Origin of the sequence: Mycobacterium bourgelatii (assembly GCF_010723575.1) — a bacterium.
Lineage (GTDB): Bacteria > Actinomycetota > Actinomycetes > Mycobacteriales > Mycobacteriaceae > Mycobacterium > Mycobacterium bourgelatii.
In genome coordinates, this window is record NZ_BLKZ01000001.1 from 1385288 (window position 1) to 1411683 (window position 26396).

Here is a 26396-nt window from a genome sequence, read left to right on the forward strand (position 1 = left end):
CACGTCGGGCCACACCGGCCGCGTCGGTGCCATCAAGGTCGGCCCGCCGTCGGTGGCCCGACGATACAGAACGGGCTCATTCACAATCGCCGCAGCGCCGGTCTTGTTGTCGAAGTGATCGATAACCACAGTGGCGTCGATGTGGATGTGTAGCCAACTCTGGGTGGGGGCGGCTCCGGCCGCCCAGGCCGCCGCCCGCGCGCGAGCCCGCGCTGTGCGCACCCCGGCAGGTGTGCGGCATCGATGCGCTGATCGATCAACCGCCACATGGTGGTCGTCGAGGCCTTCGCGCCGAACACATGCTCACGATCGCCGCACAGTTGACCAACTGCGTCGATGCAGTCCGCGCCGTCGGCGACCGCGGCCGCCAGATCGGCGAAGACCTCCCCAGGCGCATACACCCACCGACCCCGGTACGTGTCAGCCAACGCGGCGGTGACCTGCGCCGACAACCCAGTGTGGTCCGCGAGCTCGCGCAGCATGCCCATCCCGGCATGCGACACGACACCATGGCCGTCAGCAAACACTTTCACCCGCGATGCCAGCGCGATATTCTTCACAAGCGAAGTGCCTTCCCGTGGGAATAGTTGAACTCTAGACAAGTCCAATTATCCTTGCAGGACAGGCGCTTTCGCTTATCTACACCCCGTTTCTCAGGGCATTTCACCAAAATCCGGGCTAAGACACCCAGTCCTCGACAAGATCGGCCCAGCGACGTGAAATCGTCTCCTGCAACTCGTCGCGCCGACTCCGAACACTGACGTCATCAGGTTCGATCGTTCCGATCGCCAGTTCCGCGCATTCGCCGACTTGGTCAGGTTCCAGTCCAAACGAGACGAGGGTGTCGAGGTCGCGCTCGGTGTCGATCTCATCCGGTAGCAGCGAACGCGCCAAAAGCACTGCGGCGTTCTCCTCGCCGGCCTCCAGCAGCAGTGCGACCAGGTTCGACTTGTCGATCTTCACCGCGGCGGGTTACGCCGGCCGGCGGAGCGACAGCTCAATGCCGTTGTCGCGCATGACGGTTCGGCACTGTTCTGGCGTGTAGTCGAAGTTCTGCAGGTCTTTGATGTAGGACGCCGGCTCGGCCAGGCCTTCGACGTGGGGGTAGTCCGACCCCATGATGATGCGCTTTTCGCCCAGCAGCCTCAGCAGGCTGGCCAGTTCGTCCTCGTAGAAGGGCGAGACCCAGACGTGGCGTTTGAAGGTCTCTCGGGGATCTTCCTGGTAGAGCTGTGGGATCTGGCCGTAGGACTTGGTCAACTTCTCGAACAGGTGAAACACCCAGGCCGAGCCGCTTTCGATGCACGCCATGCGCAGGTTGGGGAACCGGAGGAACAGGCCCTTGTGTAGATGGTTGGCGAACGTGTCCTGAAGTGGGTCCCCGGAGAACAACGAGCGGAATCCGAGCAGCGCCTGGAACGACATCATGTAGTCCGATTCGCCCCACGCGGGCATGAACTTTGAGTAGTACGTCTCGCCGGAGTGATAACAGACGGTGATGCCCGAGTCGTTCGCCAGTCGCCAGAAGTTGTCGAACATCGGGTCGGCGGGAGCGCGCATGCCGACGGCGGTCGTGATCGGTCCCGGCACCATCACGATGAAGCGGGCGTCGCGCTCGAGTGCCCATTCGAGTTCGCGTGCGGCGTTGTCCGGCTGGCACAACGTGATGTACGGCGCGGCGAAGATCCGCTCTTTGTACGCGAAGCCCCAGTCCTCGTCCATCCACCGGTTGAAGGCCCGGAACGTCGCAGCGGTGGCGTCCAGATCAGGCAGCAGGGCCTGCTCCATCCCTACCCCGAGGGTGGGCAGCAGAATGCAACCCTGCATGCCTTGTTGATCCATCAGTTCCAACCGGGCGTCGCGGTCGCGGTACGCGGGGCTGATCGGTTCCAATTCGCCGAACAGGGAGTTCAACTCGGCGCCACGAGGATTGCGACCACGGAAGTAGTCGTCCAACGCGCCGGGCTTGCCCACGGGATCAAAAGTCGGATTCGGGATGAACCTGTTGACCCTGCCCCCGACGATCAGACGCTGCCTCCCATCGAGCTGAGCCCATTGGATGGCCCGCTTCTTGTACTCCGGCTCGATGTAGCGAGTGAAGGCGTCGACCGCCTCGTAGTAGTGGTTGTCGCAGTCGAAGAACTTGAACGGAAGCTCTGTCGTCATGGCGGCACCGTCCTTTCCGTAGGGGCCGATCGCACAAAACTAGAACCGTGTTTCAGTTTATTCTAAGCATAAAGATGATTCCACTGATCTCTTCCATCTAATGAAAAGAACATGGTTCTTATTACTTGCGCGGCAGTCCCAACACCATCGACGCGATGACCGTCAGCTGGATCTCCGGCGTACCGCCGCCGATGAGCTCGGCCGGCAGGTCGAAGTACGGCTGGAAAACGGCCGGATCGGATTCCTCCAGCATCGCCATGCGCCCGGTCAGGCTCAGCGTCGCGGTCGAGGCGCGGCGCAGCAGCATCACCATCGCGTATTTCGCGATGCTGGATGTCGCGCCCGCGCCGTGCCCTTCCACCAGACGCAGTGTTTCGCGCAAGGTCATCGCCTTGATGGCGGTGGCGTAGGCCTCCACGTCGCCGAGCGCGATCAATGCCGCATCCTGGTCGGGGCCATCGATCTCCGCGATGTGCCGAAGCGCCTCTGCGCGATCGATCTTGACGTAGTTGCCGATCGCGGTGCGTTCCACCGCCATGGTTGACACCGCCAGGGCCCAGCCATCGCCGGGCGCACCGACCAGCATGTCGTCGGGAACGAAGACGTCGGTGAAGAAAACCTCGTTGAACTCCGACCGCCCACTGGCCTGCTTGATCGGCGACACATTGATACCCGGCGAGGACATGTCGATAACGAAGTAACTGATGCCGCGGTGTCTTGGCGCCTCGGGATCGGTGCGTGCCAGCAGCGCCCCGAAGTTCGCCTGATCGGCCAGTGACGTCCAAATCTTGTGGCCGTTGACCAGCCAACCGCCGTCGACCTTGGTGGCTCGGGTGCTCAGTGATGCCAAATCGGAGCCCGCGCCTGGCTCGCTGAAAAGCTGGCACCACCGCAGTTTGCCGCGCAGGGTCGGCCAGGCGAACCGCTCCCGTTGCAGGTCCGAGCCGTTGTCGAGGATTGTCGGGATGATCCACTCACCGATGCCGAGCGAGGGTCTTACCAACGCTGGTCGCTTGTCGAACTCGTCGGCGATGATCACCTGCTGGACCGGCGAGGCGGCAAGGCCCCACGGCGGCTTCAGGTGTGGAACAACTAACCCTTCCCGTGCCAACAGGTCGCGCTGATCGCCGTGGGCACGACCGGGCTCGCGTTGGTCTTCCGAGGGCCAGGCGTTGTCCAATGCCATTGCCCGGTCCAGGATTTCAGCCACCCGCGCGCGAAACTCCGATTCGACGTCGCCAAGCTGAACCGCGGTGGACCGCTTCATGGTTAGGGCCAACTCGCCTAGTTCACGTCTCCACCGCGTTGTCGGTCCCAACGATGCCGCCAGGCTGGTGGCGCGACGCCAGTACAGGTGGGTGTCGTGTTCCCAGGTGTAGCCGATCGCGCCGAACATCAGCAGTGCGTCCAATACGATGTCGGCGCTGACGAAAGCCGCCATCAATGCGGCCGTTGCGGCGGCCAGTCGGTGCTGCTCGATAGATTCGTCAACGGCGCGAACCGCGTCCCAGGCTGCGGCCGCAGCGAGTTCGGAGTTGACGAGGAGCACGGCGGCCTTGTGTTGCAGGGCCTGGAAGCTGCCGACGGGTTTGCCGAACTGTTCACGGGTCCGGATGTAGTCCGTCGCCGCCTCCGCGCACCGACGAACCGTCCCGGCGGCCGCACAAGCGGCGAGGCTGACCACGATGCAGCGGGCCCGTAAAGGGGAGATGTCTGACAGCACCGACGCTGCTGGGACCCGGTGCTCGACCAGGCGCAGCACGCCCACGTCGGTGCACAAATCAGTTCCGCGTTGTTGCTCGACGCTAAAAGACGGGTCGCGCGATTCGGGCGCATCAAGAACGAACCAAATGTCGTCGTCCGACTCCGACCGCGCTACCAGCAGGATCCGTTGCGCTGCACAGATTCCCAGTACCGAGGCAGAAGAGCCGTTGAGTCGCCAACCATCGCCGTCGGAGGTGGCGCGGATATCGGCGTCTTCGGACAGCAGGACCACAGCGGTCGTGCCCGCGGCCAGCTCGGCCAGCAACGACGCCCCGGCTGGGCCGGCCAAACTCGCTACCGCGCTTGCCGTCGCGGTGCTCAGCAGCGGGCCGGGCAACAAAGCCGCGGCCGCCGCTTCGATGACACAGGCCATCTCGGCCAGAGTTCCGCCCTGGCCGCCGACATCCTCCGGCAGATGCACGGCGTGAAAGCCCTGCGCGGTGAATTGCTCCCACCAGGACGGTATTTCGCCCGCCGCAATCGAGTCGAATCCCGCGCGTGTCTTGTCTATCGGCGCGTGGCGAGCCGCGAATCTGCCCACGGCATCGGCCAGTTGCTCCTGTTCGGTCGCGATCGCCAGTCCCATAAGTCCTCAGCCGTCCAATCCGAGGATGCGGGCGGCGTTGCCGTACAAGAACTTCGGCCATACTTCGTCCTTCAACGGAACTTGCGGCAGTTCGCTGAAGATCCGTTCCAGGGACAATCCCATGGGAAAGTATCCGGCATAGAGAACCTTGTCGGCGCCACGGGAATTCGCGTAGTCGATGATGGCCTTCGGGTAGTACTTCGGGGCGAAGGCTGACGTCGAGTAGTACAGATTGGGCCACTTGAGCATCAGCTTTACCGCAAGATCTTCCCAGGGTTCGCACCCGTGGCGGGTGACGAACACCAGGTCGGGGAAGTCGAACATCACCACGTCAATGCGTGAGACTTCTTGTGGGGCAAAAGGAACACGGGGGCCGGGCACGCCCGCGCAGACAAAGATAGGTATGCCGAGTTCGACGCACGTGGCATAGATCGGGTACATCTTCGGGTCGTCGATAGGGACTTGCGGGAAGGTCCCGGCCGGGAACACCGACGTTGCTCGGATGCCGTATTCCTCGTACTCTCGGCGGATCGCTTTGACCGAACCCATCACGTCGTTCGGGTCGACGAGCGCGCCGGACGGAATGAAGCGGTCGGGGAACAGCTTGAGGGCGAGTTGTGCGGAGTCCTCACCGACGCCGATCATCGCCTTCTCGATGCCAAACCTGTCCATCTGCTGCAGAACCAGCGACACCGGGTCGTCGGTCGGCAACCCCTTCGGCACATCCTTGAACATGTACTCCACGGGGAATTCGAAGTCCTCTTTGGACTGACGGTCCTTGGTTTGCTTGCGGATGAAGTCGTACTGAGCGGAGCCCTCGTGGGGAAATCCGATCATGGTGTCGATCACCGGCAGACCTACGGGCCCGGCCATGTGTCCTCCGATCTGGCGAGTGGCGTGGCCGCCGTTACTCATCAATAGTGAAACGCGGTTCTACTAGTGTCAAGTTCGCTAAATGCTGCTAGCTGCGGCAACAGTACATTTTTCGCGAGTATGACGTATCATACGTGGAACAGAGAAGAAGTACGTTCTCGGGAAGGGAATCATCGTCAACGCTCCTGAGTCTCGTGCCGAGCGGGCCGAGTCCGCCGTCTTGCCGCTGGCGACCATGACCAGCAGCCAATTGATCCGTCGCGCCAAGGTCATCGAAGAGGTGATCGACCTCATTGGCGACGTTGGTGCTGAGGCGGTGCAGATGCGCGACGTCGCCCAGCGTTCCGGAGTGGCGCTGGCGACCGTCTACCGGTATTTCAGCTCGAAGGAGCACCTGCTGGCCGCGGCATTGGAAGACTGGCAGAAGCGCTTGACGCGCCGGATCATGTCCGCTGCCCGTCCTCCCGAGCAGGATCCGTTGTCCGGCATGTTGGAATACCTTCGTCGTGCCGTGCGCGCTTTTCATCGCAACCCCGAGATGACGGCGCTGATGCACCAAATGATGATTTCCACCGTTCCCGAGGTCCGGGCGACGATCGACGAGATGAATCGAACGAACATCGACATGTTCAATCGACTCCTCGATGGCGTTGCGCCGGAAGAGATTCCGAATGTCAGTTTCGGCATCAACGCCGCTTTGGCCAGCGCCATCACCGGGATGCTGGTGCGGAGTCTGACCTTGGATGAGGCGTTGAGTCGGGTCGAGTGGGTGGCGCGGGCGCTCATTGACACCGGCACTGCGCAACAGCGCTGACGGGACAAATAGCCACCCTGCGCAACGACTGATACGGGCACCGAGTGGGTAGACATGCGGCGTGCCTGACAACCGCCTCCTGATTCCGGACCAGACGTGCTGGCGCGTGGCTCATGCGGATCAGTTCGCCGACATCATCGATGCGGCTGACTACTTCAAGCACGTCAAGGCGGCGATGTTGCGCGCCCAGCACCGGATCATGGTGATTGCCTGGGATTTGGACGCCAGGATGAACTTTGAACGAGGCACCATTACCCTTCCCGGCCCCAATCAGCTAGGTCCGTTCCTTTCATGGTTGCTGTGGAAACGGCGCGGTCTCGAGGTCTACCTGCTGAGGTCCAATCTGCGGCTGCTCCCGGCGTTCGACGACCTCTGGTACGGGCTTACTCCGACATCGCTGCTGAATCGGGTCAGCAGTAAGCGAATCCACTTCGCGGTAGACGGTGCCCATCCCGCCGGCGCCGTCCATCATCAGAAGATCGCCGTCGTCGACGATGCCGTCGCCTTCTGTGGCGGCATCGACCTGACTGTCCAGCGATGGGACACCCCGGCCCACGAGCACGACAATCGCAGTCGCCGGACCCTGGGACGCAGCTACGGGGCGCGACACGAGGTTGGTGCGGCGGTGGACGGCGCGGCTGCACGCGCCCTTGCCGAGTTGGCACGGCAGCGATGGGAAACCGCGACGGGCCAATCCATGACGCCGGTCGAGGCCAAGCATGTGGCTTGGCCGAGCAAGCTGGAACCGACGTTGCGCAACATCGAGGTCGGAATCGCGCGCACCCTACCCGAGTTGGACGATCGCCCCGAGGTTCGGGAGGTCGAGGCACTTAATCGCGCAGCGATTGCATCAGCACGCCACACCATCTATCTGGAGAATCAATATCTGGCCGCGCGCGGCATCGTCGAGGAGATGGCCGCTCGACTCCGCGACGAGAACGGGCCGGAAGTCGTCATCGTGCTTCCCCGCAAGGGCAGCAACCGGATCGAGAGAGAAACGATGGACGGCGCGCGGCACCGCCTCATTCAAGTCCTGTGGGATGCGGACGAGCATGGGCGGTTAGGCGTCTATTGGCCGGTCACCGATGGCGGTTCGCCGGTATATGTGCACTCGAAGGTGTTGGTGGTTGACGATCGGCTGCTGCGCATCGGATCGTCGAATTTCAACAACCGGTCGATGGGGTTCGACAGCGAGTGCGATCTGGCCATCGAGGCCGACCAGAGCAACGCCGAGCACGACAGCATCCGGCACGAGATCCTGTATGTGCGAAACAAACTGGTGGCCGAACACCTGGGTGTCTCGGTCCACGAGTTTGTTGGCGCGATGGATCGATCTGGTTCCTTTTTCCAAGCTGTCGTGGCATTGCAAGGTGAAGGCCGGACGTTGCGGCCATTTACCGATCAGACGATCTCCGACGAGGCGAGTCGGCTGGCGGAGAACGACCTGATGGACCCCGATCATGTGCCGCGCTCGCTGACCCGCAGCCTTCAGCGGTTTGTCGCGCGCCTCCGGGATTAGCCGGCCGGCGAGATCGCCATTCCGCTCGACAGCGGAGTTTGCCAGAATGGCATCGCCACGGGGGAAGTCGTATTGCTTCGAAGGCCAGGGCGGAGGAAAACTGACAGCACACTTGCGTCGAAGTTCGCCATTCACCCCGGCCTGGCCATTCGTTGACGCGGCGGAGAGGATGTACCCATGCGAACTGCACGAATAGCCGCAGCGTTGCTCGCTGCGACAAGCGCGGTAGGGATCGGGGTAGGGGGCATCGTGGGGCCTCCGTCGACGACATCGTGGACCGCCGGGCCGGCTAGGACGACGATTGCCGCGCCAGCTCCGATTGCTACGACGCACCCCGCGGACCCGGCGCTTGCGGCCGAGCCCGGCCTGCTGGGCGCCGACCTGGCCGCCGATGAGCAGACGCTGCGTGATCCCGGGGCATCGGAGGCCGCACGGGCGGCTGCGGCCCACCGCCAGCAAGTGGCGTACCGCACCATTGGACGTCACCCCGAGTGGGACGCGACGGTGCGATCGAAGATTCCGGCGCAGCTCCAGGGCTTTTATGACCTCAATATCGACGCGCGGCGTCACCTCACCGCGCTGGGCGGGGGAGGTGCAAAGGACACATTGCCCGCGTGGCATATCGTGCCGCCAACGCCCGCCGATGAGCTGCTGGGTCACTACCGCGCCGCGGAGGCGGCGACGGGAGTGGGCTGGAACTACCTGGCCGCGATCAACTTCGTCGAAACCGCGTTCGGCCGCATCAACGGGGTGAGCACGGCGGGTGCGCAAGGCCCGATGCAGTTCCTGCCGTCCACGTTCGCCAGCTACGGCAACGGCGGTGACATCAACTCGCCGCACGACAGCATCATGGCCGCGGGCCGCATGTTGGCGGCGAACGGCTTCGCCGGCAACCCCGACCAAGCCATCTACGCCTACAACCACTCGAACCACTACGTGGCCGCCGTCAAAGACTATGCCGCAGCCATGGCCAGCGATCCGATCGCGTTCGGTGACTATCACCGCTGGGACGTTTACTACGTCACGAGCTCTGGTGATGTCCTGTTGCCTGTCGGATACTATGCGGCGCAACGGATTCCCGTTGCCGACTATCTGGCGACCCACCCGCAGTGAGCAATTCGGACTCCAGCCGCGTCGTCGAATTCGTCAACAAAATCCTCGCCGCGGGGGTTAGCGGGTTCGGGCCTTACAAATCAGCGACCGAAGTGGCCGACGAGTTGCTCGCCGAGCATGACGACCCAGAAGCCGCGATCGCTCGCTTGATCGAGAAGCATCGAAAATGGGTGGCGTCATCCGGATTTGCGTCCGGCGTAGCCGGATTCGCGACTCTCACCGTCGCGCTCCCGGCAGACGCCACCGCCTTTCACATGCTGTGTGCGCGGATGTCGGCGGCAATTGCTGTGCTGCGCGGTTACGACCTCGACGCGGAGGAAGTCCGGACCGCGATCCTGGTCTCGCTGTTGGGCCGCGGGGCGGCCAAGGTACTCAGCGATGTCGGGGTGGAGATCGGCACCGCTGTACCTTCACTGCGCGAGTTGTCGAAGAAAAACCTGCTGAAACTCGACATGAAGGTAGGGCGCAGGCTAATCCGGAAGTTCGCGACCAAAGGCCCGGTGAGGTTGATCAGGGGTATCCCCGTCGTCGGCGGTGGCGTCGGCGCCGGGATGAATGCGGTCGCTCTCAACCGAATTGCCAAGGCAGCCAAGGAAATCTTCGCGCCGGTCAACTAGCGAGACCCAGCATTGATGCGGGCCATCGTCGTCGGATGCCAGCAAGAATAGGTTAAGTTGCGTCGGGCGGGTCACCCTCAAGTTCGCGGATATAGCGTTCGGCGAACTCAACGGTCTTGGCGTGGCCTAACGTCACACCGAGTGTCTCTTCGATAGCCAGTACACCGGTCACGCTGCGCATCAACGTCATCACCACTTCGGGCGGCACTTCCTCTGGCGGGATTCCGTAGCCTTCGAGAATGCCCGACAGGGCTTTGATTTGCTCGTCGCGCAACAGCTCAACGTACCGCGCAAGCTCGTCTTTCAAGGCTTTGCGGCGGTTGGCGAGAGCGATGAACTCAATGCCAAAAACGATCACCCGTGTGTCGGTGCCCATACGCCACAGGGCCCACAGCGGTTTGTCCGTCTTGAGCGCCTGACGTTGAAGTTCGAGCCCTTGATCGGCGCGCCGCCGTAGGACCGCGAGGAACAGGCCGTCCATCGTGCCGAAGTGGTACGGGACCAACTGCGACCTCAGGCCAGCCTTCTTCGCGACATTGCGACCCGTGACAGCAGAGTAGCCGTCCTCCAGCAGCAATCGCTCGGCGGCGTCGAGGAGCAACTGACGGGTCTTCGCGTCCGGCGACCCAATTCTTCGCGGCGATGCCACCCACTTGCTCGATTCGTGCGACTGGCCTGATCTCGGCTTGTCATCCTAAGCCATCTTGAACAAGGACCTCGCCTTGGCTAGTGTTAAGCAGGTGCTTAACTGACCAGTATGAGGGGCCTTTGAGTCGACTGGGCTTCGGTTGCGACCCAAGCGCTCGCCTGGACACGCGGTCAGCACCACATCGGCAGCGATGGACAAGGAGTTACGCCATTGAGCTCGTCGTTGAGCACTCCCACTGTGCCGGCACCTGTCGAATTTGATCCTTACTCCGACGTCTTCTTCGATTCACCGTTCGAGACATATCGACGGATGCGCGATGAGGCGCCTGTGTACTACAACCCAAAATATGACTTCTACGCGCTGACGCGGTACGACGATGTCGCTTCGGCTTATAAGGACACCGCCACGTATTCGTCAGCCCATGGCGCCAGCCTCGATCAGGTCAAGTCCGACGAAATGCACGTCCGCGACCTCAAACTCATCATCATGATGGACCCGCCCGAACACGAGCGCATGCGCAAACTGATCAGCAGGGCGTTTACCCCGCGCGTGATCGCGGCCCTCGAGTCGACGGTGCGCCAGCAGATCAGCCAAACGCTGGCGGTGCTCAATCCGAAATCGTTTGACGCTGTAGCGGATTTTTCAGCACTTTTTCCGGTCGAGATCATCACCGCCATGCTCGGTGTCCCTCCGGAGGACAGGCAGCAGGTTCGACAATGGATCGACCTCGGCCTGGAACGGGAGCCAGGCAACATGGGGCTCACGCAAGAGAGCATGGACGCCATCCTGCAGACCGGTGCGTACTACTACCACCTGGTCCAGGAACGTCGCGCGCGTCCTCGAGAAGACATGATCAGTCGATTGATCGAAGCCGAAATCGATGACGGTGGTAAAACGCGAAGTTTAGACGACGTCGAGATAGCCGGCTTTGCAAGCCTTCTCGGCGGGGCCGGCGCAGAGACGGTGACAAAACTGGTCGGCAACGCGGTAGTCATCTTCGCCGAACACACCGAGCAGTGGCAACTGCTGCGACGCGACCGCACCAAAATCGGTGCGGCAGTGGAAGAACTCTTACGCTACGAAGGCCCTTCCCAATACAACGTGCGGTATACCCTGCGCGAATCGACCCTTCATGACACCACGATTCCGGCAGGAAGCGCCGTGCTCCTGATCAATGGATCGGCTAACCGTGATGAGCGGGCCTTTCCGGACCCTGATCGGTTCGACATCAACCGTCGTCGAAAGTTCGGATACAACATCGGGTTTGGGTACGGAGTCCACAGTTGTCTCGGTGCGGCGCTGGCAAGGCTAGAAAGTCGAATCGCCCTGGAAATGTTGCTCGATTTCATTCCTCGGTATGAAGTCGACCGAGCGGGCCTGCGTCGGGTGCACATGACCAACGTGTGGGGTTGGTCAAACGTGCCGGTACACGCGCCATGACATTCGACCTCAGCTGTTGCGTCTTGTCACGAAGGGAGCTTCACCACACATGACAACGAACACCTCAACGAATGTCCATTTCGACCCGTATGACGCCGCGCTGATTGTCGATCCCTATCCGACGTACAGACGGTTGCGCGATGAAGCGCCGCTATACCGAAACGACCAATATGACTTCTTCGCGCTCAGCCGCTTCGCCGACGTGGAAAAGGGTTTCCGCGAGCACGAGACGTTCAGCTCATCCCGAGGGAACGTGCTCGAAGTGATCAACGCAGGGATCGACATTCCGTCAGGTCTCATCGTCATGGATGACCCACCCCGTCAAACCATCCACCGGAAATTGTTGTCGCGCATGTTCACACCGCGCAAGATCGCGCAACTAGAACCCATGATCCGTGGATACTGCGTGCGCAGCTTGGACGCTCTGGTCGGTGCGGGTGGCTTCGACTTCGTCGCTGACCTGGGCGCGCAAATGCCGATGCGCGTGATCGGAATGCTGCTGGGCATTCCCGAGGAACGGCAGGAAGCCGGGAGAGACCGTGTGTACGCGACGGTCAACGCTCAGAGCGGCAGCGGGATGTCGCTCCCGACGGCGGGTTTCCTCGACGACGAGTTCATCGAGGAATACGTTGACTGGCGGGCAGAAAACCCGTCCGACGACATCGTCACGGAACTTCTCAACGTGGAATTCGAGGACGAAACCGGAACTCGACGACGGCTAGATCGAGCGGAAATACTCGCTTATGTTGCGCTCCTCCAAGTGGCAGGCAACGAAACAACCACCAAGCTCATCGGATGGGCTGGCAAGATACTGGCCGAAAACCCCGATCAGCGGGCACAACTCGTCGCCAATCCCTCGCTGATCCCCGACGCGGTCGAGGAAATCCTCCGCCTGGAAACACCCGCACCCCGTGTGGCTCGGTATGTCACGCGCGACGTCGAGTACTACGACCAGATCGTGCCTCAGGGCAGCATCATGATGTTCCTGATCGGTGCCGCCAACCACGATCACCGGCAATTCCCACCCGACGGCGACAGTTTCGACATCCACCGTCGCGGCAGGACCCACATCAGCTTCGCCGCAGGCGCACATTTCTGCCTGGGTGCCGCCTTGGCGCGTTTGGAAGGCAGGATTGCCTTGGAGGAGTTGTTGATTCGTTTCCCGGAGTGGGACATCGACCTGTCGAAGGCGGTAATGTCACCCTCGTCAACCGTGCGCGGTTGGGAGACAATGCCGGCCATCATCCCCACGTAGTCGTCAGCCCGACCGCCGACGGTTTTCTTTGAGGTGTGCGGAACTGCGGGTCACGTACCAGGTGGCCAGCGGACGCACCAGACGAAGCAGCGGCAACAGCATGCCGAAATCCTCCTGCATGTCTGCCAATTGATCACTGAGTCGACGCTTCTGATACTGCAATAGGCGCTGGCTCTCCTCGGTGTCCACCCAGTCGCCGAAGAAGCGAGGAGGCGTCGCCCGCACGTAGGCGTCGACCGGAATGGGGCCAATGCCAATCGCATCCATCAGTGTATTGGTGAATTCGTAGTAGGTCATTTGGCACTCGGGGCCGCCGGCAATGTACAACGTCTTCCCAACTGTCTCCGCGCAATCCACCGCGCGTGCAAATGCCACACCCGCATCGGCAGGATGGAGAAACTCACACCGCGCATCGGGGCTGAATTCAAACATGATGCTGGGATCCACCGCCTGCAGGTGGATCGGCGACACCGCCGCGAGCCGCAGGATGCTCCAATGGAGCTGCGATTGCCGGATGGCTTGCTCGCAGGCCACCTTGTGCCGGCCGTACTCGTCCGTGGGATTCGTTGGCATGTCGACACGCAGCGGCGGCTCCCGATCCTGCACATCACCGCAAACACCCACTGATGACGCGAAGATCAGCCGTTTGGCCGTGGGCGAACCTTCCATCTGCGCAATCAGATTGAGTGTCCCGTCAAGATTGACCTTCCGCGCGAGTTCGGGTACCCGCTCGGAGTAGGGAGGAATGATTGCCGCCAGGTGGATTACCGCATCCACGTCCGACAGCGCAGCGCGAACCGAATGAGGCTGGGTGATATCGCCCCACACCACGCGGACATGCCCATCGAGTTTGGCTGCGAGCTTGCGCGCCCTACGAGACGAGATGTCGAACGCGACGACGTCATGTCCTTCATCGAGCAACGCCGTCAAGGTCGAATAGCCGATGTTGCCCATCGCGCCGGTCAGCAATACCTTCAATGTTTCATCCTCGCAGTGGTATCGGGGCGGCAAGTTCGCGCAGCGACGACAGAAACAGCTCGTCCATCCGTGGGCTCAGCTCCGCCAGTGTCGCTCCGCAGGCATACCCCGCGGAGCCGAAAACGCGTTCGAGTTCGTCGGTTGCTGTGGCAGCGCCGATCGAAAGACAGAGGCAGGCAACACCGTCGGAGCGGAGTTCTTCGAGGGATTTGCGGGCGTCAGCCTCGGCATACCGCCCCTCATAGCCATGGTCATACGGAAAGCCATCGGACAGCACAAGCAGCAGTCGGTTCGGCGTTCCCGCCTGGGTTTTGAGAATCTCTCCGGCGCCGCGGATCGCCGCGCCAAGCCGCGTGTAGCTCGACGGTTGCAGCTGGTTGAGTCGGGCTCGCTCGAGAGCGCCGAGGCGTCGTTCGAATGGTTTGATCGCAGGTAGTTGGACCGCGTGCCGGCCGTCGGACCGAAACGCATAGACAGCGACGCGATCGCCGAGGTCTTCTAGCGTAGCGGCCAACGTCGCAGCCGCCCGGCGTTGATGGTCATGGACAGCGAGGCCGTTCGGGTCGGTGTCAGTAGCCGACCCAGAGGCGTCGACCAGTATGAGGACGCCTAGGTTACGTGCGAGTTTGCGGCGTTCAGAGTAGACGTGTTCGGGTGGTGAGTAGCCCGACCGCAGATCGACGACCAAGTCGATGAGCGCTTCGACATCAAGCTCGTCGCCGTCGGGGCGTGCGCGTAACACCTTGGGCCCGAGCCCGATACGTGACAGCCGTTGTCGCAGCACATCATCGTGCGGGACGTCGGCGGCGGAAATGTCAGCCGACATCGTCAGCGGAAAGTCGACGACTCGGCACCACTGGGGTCGGTACCGGTTGCCGTGGACGTCCCACTCCGGATACAGGGCGCCGCCTACGCCGACGGCAGCAGCGGGGTTGGTGGTGCCGGCGAAATGGATGCGGGTGGGCAGCGGCCGGGCATGCGCTCCAGCCGCGCGTGCGCGCCGGACGGATCGAACCGGCAACTCGGCGCCGGCCGCGCTGGGACCGGTGGAGCCCGAACCGCCAAGCAACTTGCGGAGGAAGTCAGAAATTCCCTGTGGTCCCAACGGGGTCTGAAACAGCTTGAGTATTTTACTTTCCCGAGGCGTCTCGTCTTCGTCGTCGTCCGGCGTATCGCCAGACGCAAACTTCACCGACAATTCGGTGTCCCGTGGCCGCGTTCCGGCGGACGGCGCAGCGGATGACAACAACTGCGACGGTCTGATGACACCGAACCAATCGGGAGGATCCGCGACTTTGCCTCGGCTCCTGGCCATTTTGAGCGATTCTTCCGCACTTGTAGTAGACACGGTCAGCCCGGACGACAGGCCAGCGGCCAACGGAAGGGTATCCGTGAGCGCGGCAAGCACGCGAGAACCCTCAAGCGCGAGGTAGCGCCGCGCCACCGAAGGACGAATCCGCAACGCCTTTACCAGTCGCGGGTTTAGACTTCCCGCGCCGAGCAGCGCGCTCTGCACCAACATTTCGCGGCGCCACTCGACGACGGAGCGGCCCGCCGATACGTAGATCACTCGGCCGTTGGTGTGCGCGGCAACGCCAGGCGGTGCCTCGGCAACGTCCACAGACTGACCCGCAACAAAGGTGGCGAGCAGCCGCAACTCCGATGCGGTCACGTCGGGGGTAGCACGGCGTCGGCGAGTTCACCCAGGGCACGGACGATTTCGCGGTCATCGGAGAGCGCCCGCACTATTGCCGCCTGCACAGCAGTACGCAGGGTAAGGCCTTCCGCGACAAGTCCGCCGGCGAGAATCAACAGCCGGGTCGAGGCCACTTCGCGCAACGGTGAGCCGTCCAGACTTCGGATGGCGTTGCCGAGCTTGACCAGAGCACGCGCAGTCTCGACTGCGATGCCCGCTTCATGGGCAACGATCTCCGTTTCGATCTCGACGGGCGGGAAGTCCAGTTCGATGGCGACGAATCGCTGCCGGGTCGACTCCTTGATGTTCTTCAGCACGCTCTGGTAGCCGGGGTTGTAGGAGATCACCAGCTGAAAGCCTTGTGCTGCGGTTAATGTCGCGCCGAGCCGGTCTATCGACAACTCACGACGATGATCGGCGAGCGGATGGATGACCACCGTGGTGTCTTGGCGCGCCTCCACCACCTCGTCCAGATAGCAGATGGCGCCCTCGCGCACGGCTCGTGTCAGCGGCCCATCCACCCAAACCGTCTCGCCGCCCTTCAGCAAGAAGCGTCCGACCAAATCCGCCGAGGTCATGTCCTCGTGGCCGGCGACGGTAATCAGATCGCGTCCGAGCTCGTGGGCCATGGCCTCGACAAAGCGGGTTTTCCCGCATCCCGTCGGGCCCTTCAAAAGTACTGGCAGTCCGCGACGCGCCGCGGCCCGGAACACGTCCACCTCATCGCCGACAGCCCGGTAGAACGGTGCCTCGCAATCCGTCAACCTATTTGCCCCGTTCAGAGGGGGGTTCGAATGGGACGGTCTTGGGCAGCTCGGCACCCTCCGGAAGGACGAACTTTCCGTCGGAATCAACGAAGCCGGACCGTTTGGTCGGTATCGGGATGACGGGGTGGGGACATGGCTTATTCGTCCCGTCGCCGCAGATGCCTCCGTTGAAGTACGACCGCTTCATTTGGTCTTCGGGCCAGGGATCGGCATGCATCCCGAGCCATTGAGCGGGGACGTTGTAGAAGACGAAGAAGCAGGCGCTCACGGCGGCGAAGACGGCCAGGAAGCGGGTCAACTGCTGCCGGGCGAAGCCGCCTCGGACTTGGTCCAGCCCGCGCTCGACGACCGTGCGGCCGCGATCGTCGGTGAAGTAGCGCAGACAGCACAACGCCGCCTGGACACCGCCCCACATCAGACCTTCGTAGACCGGCCATTGGTAATAGGTGCCGGCGTTCACCGAGACCGCCCTGATGGCGCCGGGGTAGGTGTAGAACCCGATCGGCAGCAGGACCAGACCCTCCATGACGAAATCGAAGACGAACGCGATGGCGTAGGTCACGGCGATCAGTCGCAGGTTGCTGATGTTGGGCCATTTAGCCTTGATGCGGCGCATCACCCAGCAGCCGGCCATGGTGATCAGCAGAACGCCGTACGCGTAGCCTGGCACGTTCGTCAGCAGTGGCTCGGCAACCTGGTGACCCGGCTCCTCCGGCGATACCCAGCCGGGAATGTGCGACGACCACGAGCCCCGGTTGAACAACCAGGTGTTGTATGTGCACCAGGTGTTGAAGTAGTTCAGCAGCGGATCCTGGAAGAACATCAGCCCGATGGAGACGACGAGAATGCCATCGAGGGTGATCCGCCGCTCCCGGAGCCAGGGCCGCACGAAGAACCACCACACGGCGAACGGCAGGCCCGCCCACAGCACGATCGCGTTGGCCATCAAGGGGATCTTCATGTACAGCGGCGGATCGTTCGGCCCGCCGGGCACCCGCTCGAAATATGGCCCGGTAATCCACCGAACCCATACATAGACCTGCAGAACCAGCACCGCGGCGCCAACGGCGGCCCAAATCCGAACCGGCTTCACCGGTGGCTGAGCACCGAGATCGACGGGCGCATCCTTGCTCAACAGTTCGCTCACGACAAACGACTCCTTTGGCACCCCGACTGCCGGGAATATACCAACGGGTATCTGGCTGAACAATGAGACTCTCAGATTCTATGGCACAATCAGCCGCATGGTGGAGCGCTGGACCAGGGAGCGGCGCCTGGAGCACACGCGTTCGCTGCTGCTGGATGCCGCGGAGGATGTCTTCGCCGAAAAGGGCTTCACCTCAGCAACTCTCGACGACATCGCCTACGCCGCCGGGTATACGAAGGGCGCCATCTACAAGCACTTCACCACCAAGGAGGATCTATTCCTGGCGGTCAGTGATCGGTACTGGCGGCGCTACTTCGACAACTTCGCCGAGGTCATGTCGACCGCGCGGCACATCGGAGCGCGCGAACTCGACGAGATCGCCAAGCGGTGGCGTCAACTGAGCCGGGACCGCGGTGCCGAGCACGCCGCGTTGGGCCACGAGTTCACCCTGTATCTACTTCGTAATCCCGAGGCTCGAAACCGGGTGGCCGCCAAGAGATCAGAGGTTGTCGATGCTCTGGCGAAGTTCATCAACGAGGGCATGAACCGGCTCGGCGGAACCCTTCTTATTCCTCCCGTGACCTTCGCGCAACTGCTGATCGCCACCAGTGATTCCGTCGTGCTGGGCAGTGAACTCGACGACGTCGACCTGTACCGGCCGATCCTGGAAATGTACGTTTCGGCCATCAAGCTGCCCTAACGCCGACTCAAAACGGGCGTTTTTGGGTACTAGTCCCACATGCACCGCCCCGACACGATCATCGAGATCCATCGTGAACGCGTCCAGGATCAAACGGCCGGCATCTTCAGCGGCGACAAGTACACCGAGTCCGTCGACGGCCCGGGTTACTCCGCGACGGCCACTCTGGACCTCACGCTGGATCGCGTCTGGTTCATCTTCGATTCGCATCAGCGGCTATGGCAAGAAGAAGCCGACGACGGTGAATTACGCGATCCGCTACGCCATTTCGCGATCGACCTGGTCGTCTTCAACTCGAAAATCGTGATCGACTCGGTTACCTGTATTCCGCTGGTCAAGCTGCCGCCGGTGACCATAACGATCCCGGACGGTCCCCGTGCCGGCGAATCACGCGAGATCCCCTACAACGAGATACCGCTGTTCGGACGGTTGACGCTGCACGATCAACTCGAGCCACACGAAATAGAACCGGGCAGGCAGACCATCGCGCTGAACTTTCACAAGCAGGATGCTCCCGTGTTGGTGGCCACCAGGCTGGGGGAAGAGGGGGACAAGTACACCCCGCGATTGTTCGGTCCGAACATCGAGCGCCGCTCCGATGGGAGCACCGTGTTCACCGGACAAACCCCGATGATCACCTGGGAACTCGACCACGCCGAGGCGCACTGGATTACCCACAGCATCGCCGGCCAGCTGATGGTGGGCCTGGAACGGCTGCAGCATCCCACCATCTCAGACGAAGAGGCGAGAACCAGGATGCTCGACTCGCTGGCCGCCCAAATTGCCGATGCGGTCCGTCCGAAAATGGCCGACATGGGTGACGGCGGCATCGTCGACATCCTTCCGGAGACGTTGCCCGTCGATCCCGAAGCGGACGACGACAGCTCGTTCAAGGATCTCGATGCCGTCGTGCATCGCTTCGAGGTCGAATCCCCGCAGGAGACCGTCACGCACGAGTCTCTGGTGGTGCAGCTTCAAACCCTGCGCGAACTCCCGGCCGGCGAAGGACTGCCCGCATCGATCCTGGCCGAAAACCCACGTGAGAAGGCCGGTTTGGCCGTCACTGGCTTCAGCATCCTGCGGCAGGTTCGAGACACGGTGATGAACAACTTCGGACTGAACGAAGACGACTTCGACGCCGATGCGCCGTGTCTGCTGAATGGCCCGAAGACCATCAGCATCGGCGGGGAAGAGCGCAGCCTCGACGCTCTGGACGCCGATATCGTGCCCCGAACCGGCGACGGCAAGCTGGTCATCGACGGCACCGTGAGCGCCGACACCACGTTCTACGACTTCAAGGCCAATTTCAAGGTGATCTACGAGATGGTCCTTGACGACATACCCCGCGACCCGCAGGGCAAGGAGAAGTCGCGGGCCGGCACCTTAGAAACCATAGAAACCCTAGAGCGGGCCCTCGCCGTCGCCGGCGAAAAGAGGCGCGCCGGTGAGCTGAGCGACGAGGGCTACGAGGCGGAAGTCAAACGGGTGAACGACCGATTCGGCGAGTTGCCCAGAACCGTGGGGGTGCGACCAACGCAGAACCCCCCGGAGGCCGACGTGAATGCGGATTTCAACCTGACTTTGGCCGGCAAGGCCGCAACCGCGGCCGGTGCCACGGCCGTGATGAGCTTGCTGGCGTTGCCGGTCACCTGGGCGGTGGGCGCAGGGGTGGGAGCCAGTGCGGGAAGTGTCCTCACGCTGGCGATCGTGCAGTACTTCAGCACGTTGTTGACGATCGACTGGTTCGGCGCCGGGATTGGGTCGCGCCAAGTCAAGAAGTCGCTGAACGACCGCCCAGAGGGAACTTTGTTGCCTCCCATCGGCATTCCGGTTGCCGTCGATCTCAACCGCCAGCGTCTCGCGGTGTACTTCCGCGAACTGCCGGCCAAACTGTGGGTCAGTTGCATCACGGCTGAGGCAACAGGTGACGAGGAAAACGGCGACGACACTGGCCCAGTGGCGGACCACAACAGGATCCGCTTCGTCGGTGGGCGTTGGCCAAGCGATGGCCAGCCCTGGAAGCTTTCCAACGACGACGCAGTGCTGTACGTCGATTCCGGCGAACTGCAGCTTCTGGTGACACCGGACAACGCCGTCGGCAGTGAGCTCAACATCGGAGTCGTCACCGACACGGATGGACAAGGCCATCTGCATATCGAAGGCGAAGGATCCGACGCGCTGCATCGACTTCCGCCGTGCGACAACTCGGCTGAGGAGTCCGCATAGTGCGATTAATCGTTGCGGTGTAGAAAGCCGTGCAGAGTCGCCTGGACGAGTTCGTCGACGATCGCCTCGCGCGAGGGCTGCTGTTCGCCGAAGTACGTCGACCGCAACGCGACCATGCCGACGATCATCGCCACCGTGGAGCGCGCGGGCAGATCTGGCTGGCTAGACCGAAATCCACGCAGCTGCATGCCTTCCGCGCTGATCCGGCCCAGCAGTGCGAGCGCCTGCTTGATGTCGGCGATCCCCGTGGCGGCGAGCTCCTCGGGGCTCAAGCCTTCCGACGCCAATAGCGTCAGTAGCAAGCCGCGGTGCTCCACCAGCACGTCATACAGCCGTCCGACGAAAAGTCGGGCCAATTCTTGTTCCTCGGTCTCCTCGGGGATGACCGATTGCCACGTCTGCGCGAACTCTTCGACGAAGCTCGTGAACGGAAGCACCAGCGCCTCGCGAAACAGCCCAGCCTTGGAGCCGAAGTTGCGGAAGAGCAGGTATTCGCTGACGTCGGCGGCCTCGGCTATTTCGCGTGTCGTCGTGCTGCGGTAGTCGCGGCGGGCGAACAGTTCGCGAGCAGCGTCGAGCAGCAGTCGGCGCGGTTCGCCACGCGGCCGGCGCAGCGGTTGAGCGGACGGCGGCATGGTCATTCACGATAGCGCTCTTGACCTCCGACTTTGAATAGTGTCCACTATTAATTCGTGGGAAGGGGTGTGGCGTGAACATGGGAGCGGTCATCATGCTGGGCACCCTGTTCGGATTGATGGCTTTGATATACGCCTTGGTCTACTACCTCGATCCGGAAGCCCGTGGCGGCGACCGTGATACGCCGCGCGAGGGGCGGAGCAAATGAGCACAGAGTTGACGCCGCTGCTGACCGCCTCGGTCATCTTCGGCTGGGGGAGCGGCATTGCTTTCACCGCGGCGGGTGTGTATCTGAGCATCCGCCAACGTCGTGTGCATCCGCTACTGCTGCTGTGCATCTCGGCGATCTCGTTCTCCTGGATCGAGGCGCCTTACGACTGGGCGATGTACGCGCAGTTCCCGCCCGCGCTGCCCCGGATGCCCTCGTGGTGGCCGTTGAACATGACCTGGGGTGGGCTGCCGTCGGCCGTCCCAATCGGGTACATCGGCTATTTCGTGCTGCCCGCCGTCATCGGCGCAGCGCTCGGCAACAAGGTGGCCGCACGGTTCGGTTGGCCTGGGAGGAATAGGCCCTTCACGCTCCTCACCGTCGGATTCATCGTCGGATTCTGCTGGGCCTTCGTGTTCAACGCCTTCCTCGGCGCGCGGCTAGGGGTCTTCTACTACGCCTACGTGATTCCCGGACTAGCCGTCTTCGAGGGCACCAAGCACCAGTACCCGATCTACGACTCCATCGCGTTGGGCGTGCAGATGATGGTGTTCGCCTATCTGCTCGGGCGAACGGATTCCTTCGGCCGCAACGTCATTGAGATGTGGGCGGAATCGAAGACGAAGAGCCGGGTCAAGTCGACCGCGCTGTCCATCGGTGCAGTCATATTGATCGGGAACCTCCTCTACGGCGCCGTCTTTGCGCCGCACCTGATAACCATGCTGGGCGGTTACGTGACTTCGGGATCCAACGAGCAGTTATTCCCTGGCGTACCGAATCAACCGCATTAGGGCAGACCATTGATACAGACCACAGAGCTCTACTACGACCCGTTCGACTATGCGATCGACGACGATCCATACCCGGTGTGGAAGCGAATGCGGGCCGAGGCGCCGCTGTACTTCAACGAGAAATACCGCTTCTACGCGCTGAGCCGTTACGACGATGTGGCTCCGGCACTTCATGATTGGCAGACGTATCGGTCGGGACGAGGTACTACGGCCGACATCTTGTTCAGCGGCATCGAAGTGCCGCCGGGAATTCTGCTGTTCGAAGACCCGCCGCTGCATGACCTGCATCGAAGACTTTTGTCGCGAGTGTTCACGCCGCGCCGGATGTTGGCGGTCGAAGATCTGGTGCGCGAATTCTGCTCTCGCGCATTGGATCCGCTGCGTGATCAGGACGGGTTCGATTTCGTCGTCGATTTGGGTGCGATCATGCCGATGCGCACCATCGGCTATCTGCTGGGGATCCCCGAAGAGGAGCAACAGTCGATTCGCGACCGTAATGACAAGGCCATTACCGTCGGTGCGGAACACGGCGACATCAGCGCCACGATCTTCCAGGATTCGATCGCGCTGTTCGCCGACTACATCGAGTGGCGTTCCAAGCACCCGTCCGATGACTTGATGACGGAACTGCTCAACGCCGAGGTCGAGGAACAAGACGGAACCCGGCGCCGGCTCGACCGCACCGAAGTCCTCGCCTACACGGCGATGATCGCCGGTGCCGGCAACGAAACCACCGCTCGCCTCATCGGTTTCATGGGCCAGCTACTCGGCGAACATCCCGACCAACGACGCGAACTCGTCGCCGATCCGTCGTTGATCCCCTCCGCTGTGGAGGAAACGCTGCGCTACGAGCCTCCATCGCCGGTGCAGGGGCGTTACGTCGCCGCGGCCGTCGAATTGTACGGGCAGATGGTGACTGAGGGTTCCTACATGTTGCTGCTCAACGGATCTGCCAATCGTGACGAAACCAAATTCACCGAACCCGATCGCTACGACATCCACCGCAAGGGCGGACATCTGAGTTTCGGCCAGGGCCTGCACTTCTGCCTCGGCTCCGCCTTGGCACGCCTCGAAGGGCGCGTCGCGTTTGAAGAAGTCCTCAAACGATGGACCGACTGGGAGGTCGACTACGACAACGCGCGCCGGGCACGGACATCCAGCGTGCGGGGTTGGGCACAGCTGCCGGTCAAGACTGGGTAGCCAGTTTCCTGTTGAGAAACTGCAATTGCGTGGAACTGAGTGCCTCACTCAGCCATTCAATCAAGTCGGATTGTCCCGCCTAGCAGAAATGCGCACCTAACACTTGCCATGGCCACACTGCGCCCACCAAGAGGAACGCCGCGACCTCCGAACCTGCGGGGAGTCTGGTTCGCAACGAGGCATCGAGCGTCTGCACCGGTTCGCCTTGGAAGAAGGCCCACACCAGGCCAATCGTGGCGTAGATACACACCACCCATAGCGAGAACTCGACCATCGCCTCGACGCTGACGCGGTGACTGAGCACCCGGCGCAGCAAGCGGGCGCTCATACCAATGCTCGCTTCGCGCGGACGCGCCGGCGCACGTCGGCGAGTAACAGATAGCTACCCCCCTGACGGATGAATATCGGTATGAATCTGTTGACGAGTGCCACCACCCGGAACAGCAATTCGAACAGGTATTGACGAAAGTTGCTCCACCGCAACTCCATCGCCTCACGGAAGACCGGCGCGAGGAAGCCCGTGGTCAAGAACTTCACCAACGGACGAAACGGTATGCCGATCAAGGGGTTGATCATCCGCAGGTTGATCAGATCCTGCAGGTAGCGACGGACCGTCTCGTCCATGGAGACCCGCTCGCAGGCCTCGGTCCAGTACGTGTCGAATTCCTGACGGGTGGGCGGCCATTGATCCTCGGTGACCTGCAATGTGGTGCCCAGCGTCCATGCCGAGTGGTAGAACTGTTCGGACTGTTCGGGCGTCATCTCCCCGCGCAGCAGTTGGTAGGTATCTTCGAGGCCGACGAAAAGGCATGCGGCCACCCACATCTGAAGCTCACGGTTGAACGCGTTGTACTTCACGGGACTGTCGGCGGTCGACTTGACGTGCTTGTGCGAGTCATTGACCGCCTCGCGAAACGCGGCACGATCTTCGGGTGTTCCGAGGATCGCGACCGCTAAGTACTGAAGGGTGGTGCGGGCGCGTTTCCACGGGTGCTTGAGGATATTTCCCGAGTCCACCTTGCTTTCGACGACGCCATAGCCCACGCCGGGCCACGAGAGTTGCATGATGACGTTGGCGGGGCCGCCGGCGAAAGCCCAGAAATCCATAGCGTCTGCCGCGGTGACGGGTTCGGTGTCCCAGCGCGCGGTGCGACGCCGGATCTGGATGCGATTGCGACTGTCAAGGTTGGAAGTCATAACTCTCAGCTCAAGCACACGTTGGCCACGAGCAATGCAGGCCACGACGCGATCGTCCCCAGGATCAGGACAATGCGATGGCCGGCAGCGGCCCCGGCGAGGTGGTGGGTGTGGAAAGCCAGCCACACCACGCCGATCACCAAGTACGGAACAAGAAGCATCGCCGCTGTTCCGAGCCATTCGGCAATGGTCATGTCAAAGCTCAGGATCTTGCGGAGATCGATCGGCATACCTACATATGTTAATGCTCATTCCGCGACATGTTGGTAACTGTTCCGCCGGATGGCCGAAAGCTATGAGTTTGTTTCGTTTGCGCTGCTGGCGGCTAGTTAATCTGCAATACCCTCGGGACGGTACGGGAGAGGCCAATGGGCAATTACAACGTCGTGGTCGTTGGGACGGACGGCTCGGAAACGTCGTTCCGTGCGGTGGAGAAGGCCGCGTCGATTGCCGCGGAATCGGACGCGAAACTGGTCGTGGCCTCGGCCTTTCTGGATTCCCATGACGACGGCGCCGGCCCCGCTCCCGACCAGGCGCGCACGGTGGAGTACCGGACCCAGGGCAATGCCCCCATCTACGAAATGCTCCGCAAAGCCGCCGACACGGCGCGCGATGCCGGCGTCAGCGACGTCGAGGAGCGCGCGGTGGAGGGCGCTCCGGTCGATGCGCTGCTCCAGCTCGCCGACGATGTGAACGCCGACTTGATCGTCGTGGGCAGCGTCGGCACCAACTCCTTCGTTGGCAAAGTCCTCGGTTCCGTTCCGCGGGCGGTGTCTCGTCGCGCCAAGGCTGAGGTGAAAGTCGTCGACACCGAAGGCTGACGCGGGTCTGTGATCGGCCGCTGTTGGCGCTATTGGTCTTGCGTGCCGGTGAGCTTGCGAATCGTCTGGACCTCAGTGTCCCGGTACGGCCGTCCGTCGGGCTGAAAGAGGTCGTGGAACCACACGCTGGGTGGGGAGGTGTACGGGTGGTCCCAAGAGTCCCACGGCAGGTACGTCTGGGTCTTTCCGGCTACGAAGCCCCAGTTGTAAGCACCGACGTTGTGTCGCTTAGCGATTGGCAAGATGCCCTCGATGGTGCTGCCTTGTGATCGGGCCATGTACTCGGTGCACATGATCGGACGACCAAGCGGGGCGAGTTCGGCGATCCTTCCTTCGAATTCACCCGGTGGCGCATAACTGTGGAAGGTAATGATGTCGGAATTGTCGAGTTGGATTCCGGCAATGGTGCTGCGCCGCTCGGGATCCCAGTAACCGTCCCAGACGCCACTGGTCAGCGGCTGACTTGGATTAACCTGTCGCGCCCAGCGGAACACCTGGGGGAGCAGGTGAGTCACCAAGTCGAGCTTGTCCTTGCGCTCTACCTTGCGATACACCTTCGCGGGGTTGTCGGGCTCATTCCATAGGTCCCAACCCAGAACGCGGTCGTCATTGCGGAACTGGCTCAACACGCCGGTCACGTATTCGTATAAAACGCCGTCGTAGCGGCGGTCGGCGAGGTGTTCGGCACCCGGACTCTGCACCCAGCCGGAGTTGTGAATCCCGGGCCGCGGCGCACGTTGAGGACCTATGCGGGGCAACGGATCCCAGCACGAATCGAACAGAACGAAAAGGGGCTTGATGTTCCGCCGTGCCGCGATGGAGACGAACTGCGAGAGGCGCTTCTGAAAGCCCTGGCGATCCTGGGCCCACAACAGATCGTGCAGGAATACCCGCACGGTGTTGAACCCGTAGAACCGGGCCACGTTCAGCTCGGCATCGATGCGCCGGGGGTCGTAGGTGCTCGCTTGGAACATCTCGAGTTGATTGATCGCGTTCGAGGTGATGTAGTTCGCGCCGACCAGCCAACCTTGGGCTTGATACCAGCTCTGGGCTCGTTCGGCGGGCCACCGACCGGCCTCGGCAGATGCGCGCGGCGCATGGGCCAACGCCATGCCAGCCGCCGCCAGGAGTGGCAGCGTCAAGACCGATCTACGCCGCATGCAACGAAGATAGGGTCAGCACGACAGCGTCCTTCGGCAATCAGCGACGTGTTGCGTTTGCGTTACCGAACTG

Annotated in this window: 26 protein-coding genes and 1 pseudogene; 12 read left to right on the forward strand and 15 right to left on the reverse strand. The window is 62.2% G+C overall.

Features of this window, described 5'->3' with window-relative positions; all coding sequences use genetic code 11:
- Positions 1–93: 93 nt before the first annotated feature.
- The 5 genes and pseudogenes from G6N68_RS06315 to G6N68_RS06335 form a co-directional block, all read right to left on the reverse strand.
- Positions 94–560, reverse strand: a pseudogene (locus tag G6N68_RS06315) (transposase); the annotation flags it as partial.
- 118 nt (positions 561–678) lie between these two features.
- Entirely contained in the window at positions 679–963 is a 285-nt protein-coding gene (locus G6N68_RS06320) for a hypothetical protein (RefSeq protein ID WP_163709281.1), read from the reverse strand.
- A gap of 9 nt (positions 964–972) precedes the next feature.
- On the reverse strand, positions 973–2166 hold the full coding sequence (locus G6N68_RS06325; protein ID WP_163709283.1) for an amidohydrolase family protein: 1194 nt from the start codon (positions 2164–2166) through the stop codon (positions 973–975).
- Between the two features lie 121 nt (positions 2167–2287).
- Positions 2288–4516, reverse strand: coding sequence for an acyl-CoA dehydrogenase family protein (locus G6N68_RS06330; RefSeq protein WP_163709286.1), 2229 nt, complete (start codon positions 4514–4516; stop codon positions 2288–2290).
- Between the two features lie 6 nt (positions 4517–4522).
- Complete coding sequence (locus G6N68_RS06335; RefSeq protein ID WP_163709289.1) at positions 4523–5389, reverse strand: amidohydrolase family protein; 867 nt, start codon at positions 5387–5389, stop codon at positions 4523–4525.
- Positions 5390–5624: 235 nt separating this feature from the next.
- Here G6N68_RS06335 and G6N68_RS06340 point away from each other — a divergent pair, with 235 nt between their 5' ends.
- The 4 genes from G6N68_RS06340 (at position 5625) to G6N68_RS06355 (ending at position 9452) form a co-directional block, all read left to right on the forward strand.
- Positions 5625–6203 (forward strand): TetR family transcriptional regulator, encoded by a 579-nt coding sequence (locus tag G6N68_RS06340; RefSeq protein WP_163709291.1) that lies wholly within the window; start codon positions 5625–5627, stop codon positions 6201–6203.
- A gap of 61 nt (positions 6204–6264) precedes the next feature.
- Entirely contained in the window at positions 6265–7722 is a 1458-nt protein-coding gene (locus G6N68_RS06345) for a phospholipase D-like domain-containing protein (protein ID WP_163709295.1), read from the forward strand.
- A 177-nt stretch (positions 7723–7899) separates the two neighbouring features.
- Positions 7900–8835: a lytic transglycosylase domain-containing protein gene (locus G6N68_RS06350; RefSeq protein ID WP_163709298.1), complete on the forward strand. Its 936-nt coding sequence runs from the start codon at positions 7900–7902 to the stop codon at positions 8833–8835.
- On the forward strand, positions 8832–9452 hold the full coding sequence (locus tag G6N68_RS06355) for an EcsC family protein (protein ID WP_163709301.1): 621 nt from the start codon (positions 8832–8834) through the stop codon (positions 9450–9452). Before G6N68_RS06350 ends, G6N68_RS06355 begins: the two co-directional genes overlap by 4 nt.
- 52 nt (positions 9453–9504) lie before the next feature.
- Here the strand turns inward: G6N68_RS06355 and G6N68_RS06360 are convergent, their stop codons facing one another.
- Entirely contained in the window at positions 9505–10101 is a 597-nt protein-coding gene (locus tag G6N68_RS06360) for a TetR/AcrR family transcriptional regulator (protein ID WP_163709304.1), read from the reverse strand.
- A 210-nt stretch (positions 10102–10311) separates the two neighbouring features.
- On the opposite strand from G6N68_RS06360, the gene G6N68_RS06365 reads away from it, so the two are divergent.
- The gene (locus G6N68_RS06365) at positions 10312–11541 is read left to right on the forward strand and encodes a cytochrome P450 (RefSeq protein ID WP_240355405.1); all 1230 of its coding nucleotides are present in this window, start codon (positions 10312–10314) and stop codon (positions 11539–11541) included.
- A gap of 49 nt (positions 11542–11590) precedes the next feature.
- Positions 11591–12796, forward strand: a complete 1206-nt coding sequence (locus tag G6N68_RS06370) for a cytochrome P450 (protein WP_163709308.1) — start codon at positions 11591–11593, stop codon at positions 12794–12796.
- Positions 12797–12799: 3 nt separating this feature from the next.
- On the opposite strand, the gene G6N68_RS06375 is transcribed toward G6N68_RS06370, so the two are convergent.
- The 4 genes from G6N68_RS06375 to G6N68_RS06390 are packed head-to-tail and all read right to left on the reverse strand — an operon-like array spanning position 12800 to position 17375.
- Entirely contained in the window at positions 12800–13774 is a 975-nt protein-coding gene (locus G6N68_RS06375) for an NAD-dependent epimerase/dehydratase family protein (RefSeq protein ID WP_163709309.1), read from the reverse strand.
- Between the two features lie 4 nt (positions 13775–13778).
- Positions 13779–15446: a nitric oxide reductase activation protein NorD gene (locus tag G6N68_RS06380; RefSeq protein ID WP_163709313.1), complete on the reverse strand. Its 1668-nt coding sequence runs from the start codon at positions 15444–15446 to the stop codon at positions 13779–13781.
- Positions 15443–16252 (reverse strand): CbbQ/NirQ/NorQ/GpvN family protein, encoded by an 810-nt coding sequence (locus G6N68_RS06385; RefSeq protein ID WP_163718261.1) that lies wholly within the window; start codon positions 16250–16252, stop codon positions 15443–15445. The genes G6N68_RS06380 and G6N68_RS06385 overlap by 4 nt, the downstream gene beginning before the upstream one ends.
- The gene (locus tag G6N68_RS06390) at positions 16236–17375 is read right to left on the reverse strand and encodes a spirocyclase AveC family protein (protein ID WP_240355681.1); all 1140 of its coding nucleotides are present in this window, start codon (positions 17373–17375) and stop codon (positions 16236–16238) included. Before G6N68_RS06390 ends, G6N68_RS06385 begins: the two co-directional genes overlap by 17 nt.
- 106 nt (positions 17376–17481) lie before the next feature.
- On the opposite strand from G6N68_RS06390, the gene G6N68_RS06395 reads away from it, so the two are divergent.
- Positions 17482–18084, forward strand: coding sequence for a TetR/AcrR family transcriptional regulator (locus G6N68_RS06395; RefSeq protein WP_163709320.1), 603 nt, complete (start codon positions 17482–17484; stop codon positions 18082–18084).
- A gap of 39 nt (positions 18085–18123) precedes the next feature.
- Positions 18124–20310: an AIR synthase family protein gene (locus G6N68_RS06400; protein ID WP_163709323.1), complete on the forward strand. Its 2187-nt coding sequence runs from the start codon at positions 18124–18126 to the stop codon at positions 20308–20310.
- A 5-nt stretch (positions 20311–20315) separates the two neighbouring features.
- Here the strand turns inward: G6N68_RS06400 and G6N68_RS06405 are convergent, their stop codons facing one another.
- Entirely contained in the window at positions 20316–20945 is a 630-nt protein-coding gene (locus G6N68_RS06405) for a TetR/AcrR family transcriptional regulator (protein WP_240355407.1), read from the reverse strand.
- 74 nt (positions 20946–21019) lie between these two features.
- Between G6N68_RS06405 and G6N68_RS31385 the strand changes: the two genes are divergently transcribed.
- From G6N68_RS31385 to G6N68_RS06415, 3 genes are read left to right on the forward strand one after another with little or no spacing between them, the layout of a single operon-like run.
- Positions 21020–21154, forward strand: a complete 135-nt coding sequence (locus G6N68_RS31385) for a hypothetical protein (protein ID WP_263992001.1) — start codon at positions 21020–21022, stop codon at positions 21152–21154.
- On the forward strand, positions 21151–21945 hold the full coding sequence (locus G6N68_RS06410) for a spirocyclase AveC family protein (protein WP_163709328.1): 795 nt from the start codon (positions 21151–21153) through the stop codon (positions 21943–21945). The genes G6N68_RS31385 and G6N68_RS06410 overlap by 4 nt, the downstream gene beginning before the upstream one ends.
- A 9-nt stretch (positions 21946–21954) precedes the next feature.
- Complete coding sequence (locus G6N68_RS06415) at positions 21955–23145, forward strand: cytochrome P450 (protein WP_163709332.1); 1191 nt, start codon at positions 21955–21957, stop codon at positions 23143–23145.
- 79 nt (positions 23146–23224) lie between these two features.
- Here G6N68_RS06415 and G6N68_RS06420 read toward each other — a convergent pair whose 3' ends face one another.
- Genes G6N68_RS06420 through G6N68_RS06430 form a run of 3 tightly spaced genes read right to left on the reverse strand, consistent with a single transcriptional unit; the run spans position 23225 to position 24572 of the window.
- Positions 23225–23473, reverse strand: a complete 249-nt coding sequence (locus tag G6N68_RS06420; RefSeq protein ID WP_163709335.1) for a hypothetical protein — start codon at positions 23471–23473, stop codon at positions 23225–23227.
- The gene (locus G6N68_RS06425; protein WP_163709337.1) at positions 23470–24342 is read right to left on the reverse strand and encodes an oxygenase MpaB family protein; all 873 of its coding nucleotides are present in this window, start codon (positions 24340–24342) and stop codon (positions 23470–23472) included. The genes G6N68_RS06420 and G6N68_RS06425 overlap by 4 nt, the downstream gene beginning before the upstream one ends.
- A gap of 5 nt (positions 24343–24347) precedes the next feature.
- On the reverse strand, positions 24348–24572 hold the full coding sequence (locus G6N68_RS06430; protein WP_163709340.1) for a hypothetical protein: 225 nt from the start codon (positions 24570–24572) through the stop codon (positions 24348–24350).
- Positions 24573–24710: 138 nt separating this feature from the next.
- On the opposite strand from G6N68_RS06430, the gene G6N68_RS06435 reads away from it, so the two are divergent.
- Positions 24711–25163 (forward strand): universal stress protein, encoded by a 453-nt coding sequence (locus tag G6N68_RS06435; protein ID WP_163709344.1) that lies wholly within the window; start codon positions 24711–24713, stop codon positions 25161–25163.
- A 29-nt stretch (positions 25164–25192) separates the two neighbouring features.
- On the opposite strand, the gene G6N68_RS06440 is transcribed toward G6N68_RS06435, so the two are convergent.
- Entirely contained in the window at positions 25193–26323 is a 1131-nt protein-coding gene (locus G6N68_RS06440) for a glycoside hydrolase 5 family protein (RefSeq protein ID WP_163709345.1), read from the reverse strand.
- Between the last annotated feature and the right edge of the window lie 73 nt (positions 26324–26396).

What these genes read in the sequence shown, in the direction of transcription:
- G6N68_RS06340 (WP_163709291.1), top strand. Translation starts at nt 5,625, where the DNA reads ATGACCAGCAGCCAATTGATCCGTCGCGCCAAGGTCATCGAAGAGGTG.
- G6N68_RS06435 (WP_163709344.1), top strand. Translation starts at nt 24,711, where the DNA reads ATGGGCAATTACAACGTCGTGGTCGTTGGGACGGACGGCTCGGAAACG.
- G6N68_RS06430 (WP_163709340.1), bottom strand. Translation starts at nt 24,572, where the DNA reads ATGCCGATCGATCTCCGCAAGATCCTGAGCTTTGACATGACCATTGCC.
- G6N68_RS06400 (WP_163709323.1), top strand. Translation starts at nt 18,124, where the DNA reads ATGCACCGCCCCGACACGATCATCGAGATCCATCGTGAACGCGTCCAG.
- G6N68_RS06350 (WP_163709298.1), top strand. Translation starts at nt 7,900, where the DNA reads ATGCGAACTGCACGAATAGCCGCAGCGTTGCTCGCTGCGACAAGCGCG.
- G6N68_RS06420 (WP_163709335.1), bottom strand. Translation starts at nt 23,473, where the DNA reads ATGAGCGCCCGCTTGCTGCGCCGGGTGCTCAGTCACCGCGTCAGCGTC.
- G6N68_RS06325 (WP_163709283.1), bottom strand. Translation starts at nt 2,166, where the DNA reads ATGACGACAGAGCTTCCGTTCAAGTTCTTCGACTGCGACAACCACTAC.
- G6N68_RS06405 (WP_240355407.1), bottom strand. Translation starts at nt 20,945, where the DNA reads ATGCCGCCGTCCGCTCAACCGCTGCGCCGGCCGCGTGGCGAACCGCGC.
- G6N68_RS06410 (WP_163709328.1), top strand. Translation starts at nt 21,151, where the DNA reads ATGAGCACAGAGTTGACGCCGCTGCTGACCGCCTCGGTCATCTTCGGC.
- G6N68_RS06440 (WP_163709345.1), bottom strand. Translation starts at nt 26,323, where the DNA reads ATGCGGCGTAGATCGGTCTTGACGCTGCCACTCCTGGCGGCGGCTGGC.
- G6N68_RS06395 (WP_163709320.1), top strand. Translation starts at nt 17,482, where the DNA reads ATGGTGGAGCGCTGGACCAGGGAGCGGCGCCTGGAGCACACGCGTTCG.
- G6N68_RS06370 (WP_163709308.1), top strand. Translation starts at nt 11,591, where the DNA reads ATGACAACGAACACCTCAACGAATGTCCATTTCGACCCGTATGACGCC.
- G6N68_RS06330 (WP_163709286.1), bottom strand. Translation starts at nt 4,516, where the DNA reads ATGGGACTGGCGATCGCGACCGAACAGGAGCAACTGGCCGATGCCGTG.
- G6N68_RS06335 (WP_163709289.1), bottom strand. Translation starts at nt 5,389, where the DNA reads ATGGCCGGGCCCGTAGGTCTGCCGGTGATCGACACCATGATCGGATTT.
- G6N68_RS06425 (WP_163709337.1), bottom strand. Translation starts at nt 24,342, where the DNA reads ATGACTTCCAACCTTGACAGTCGCAATCGCATCCAGATCCGGCGTCGC.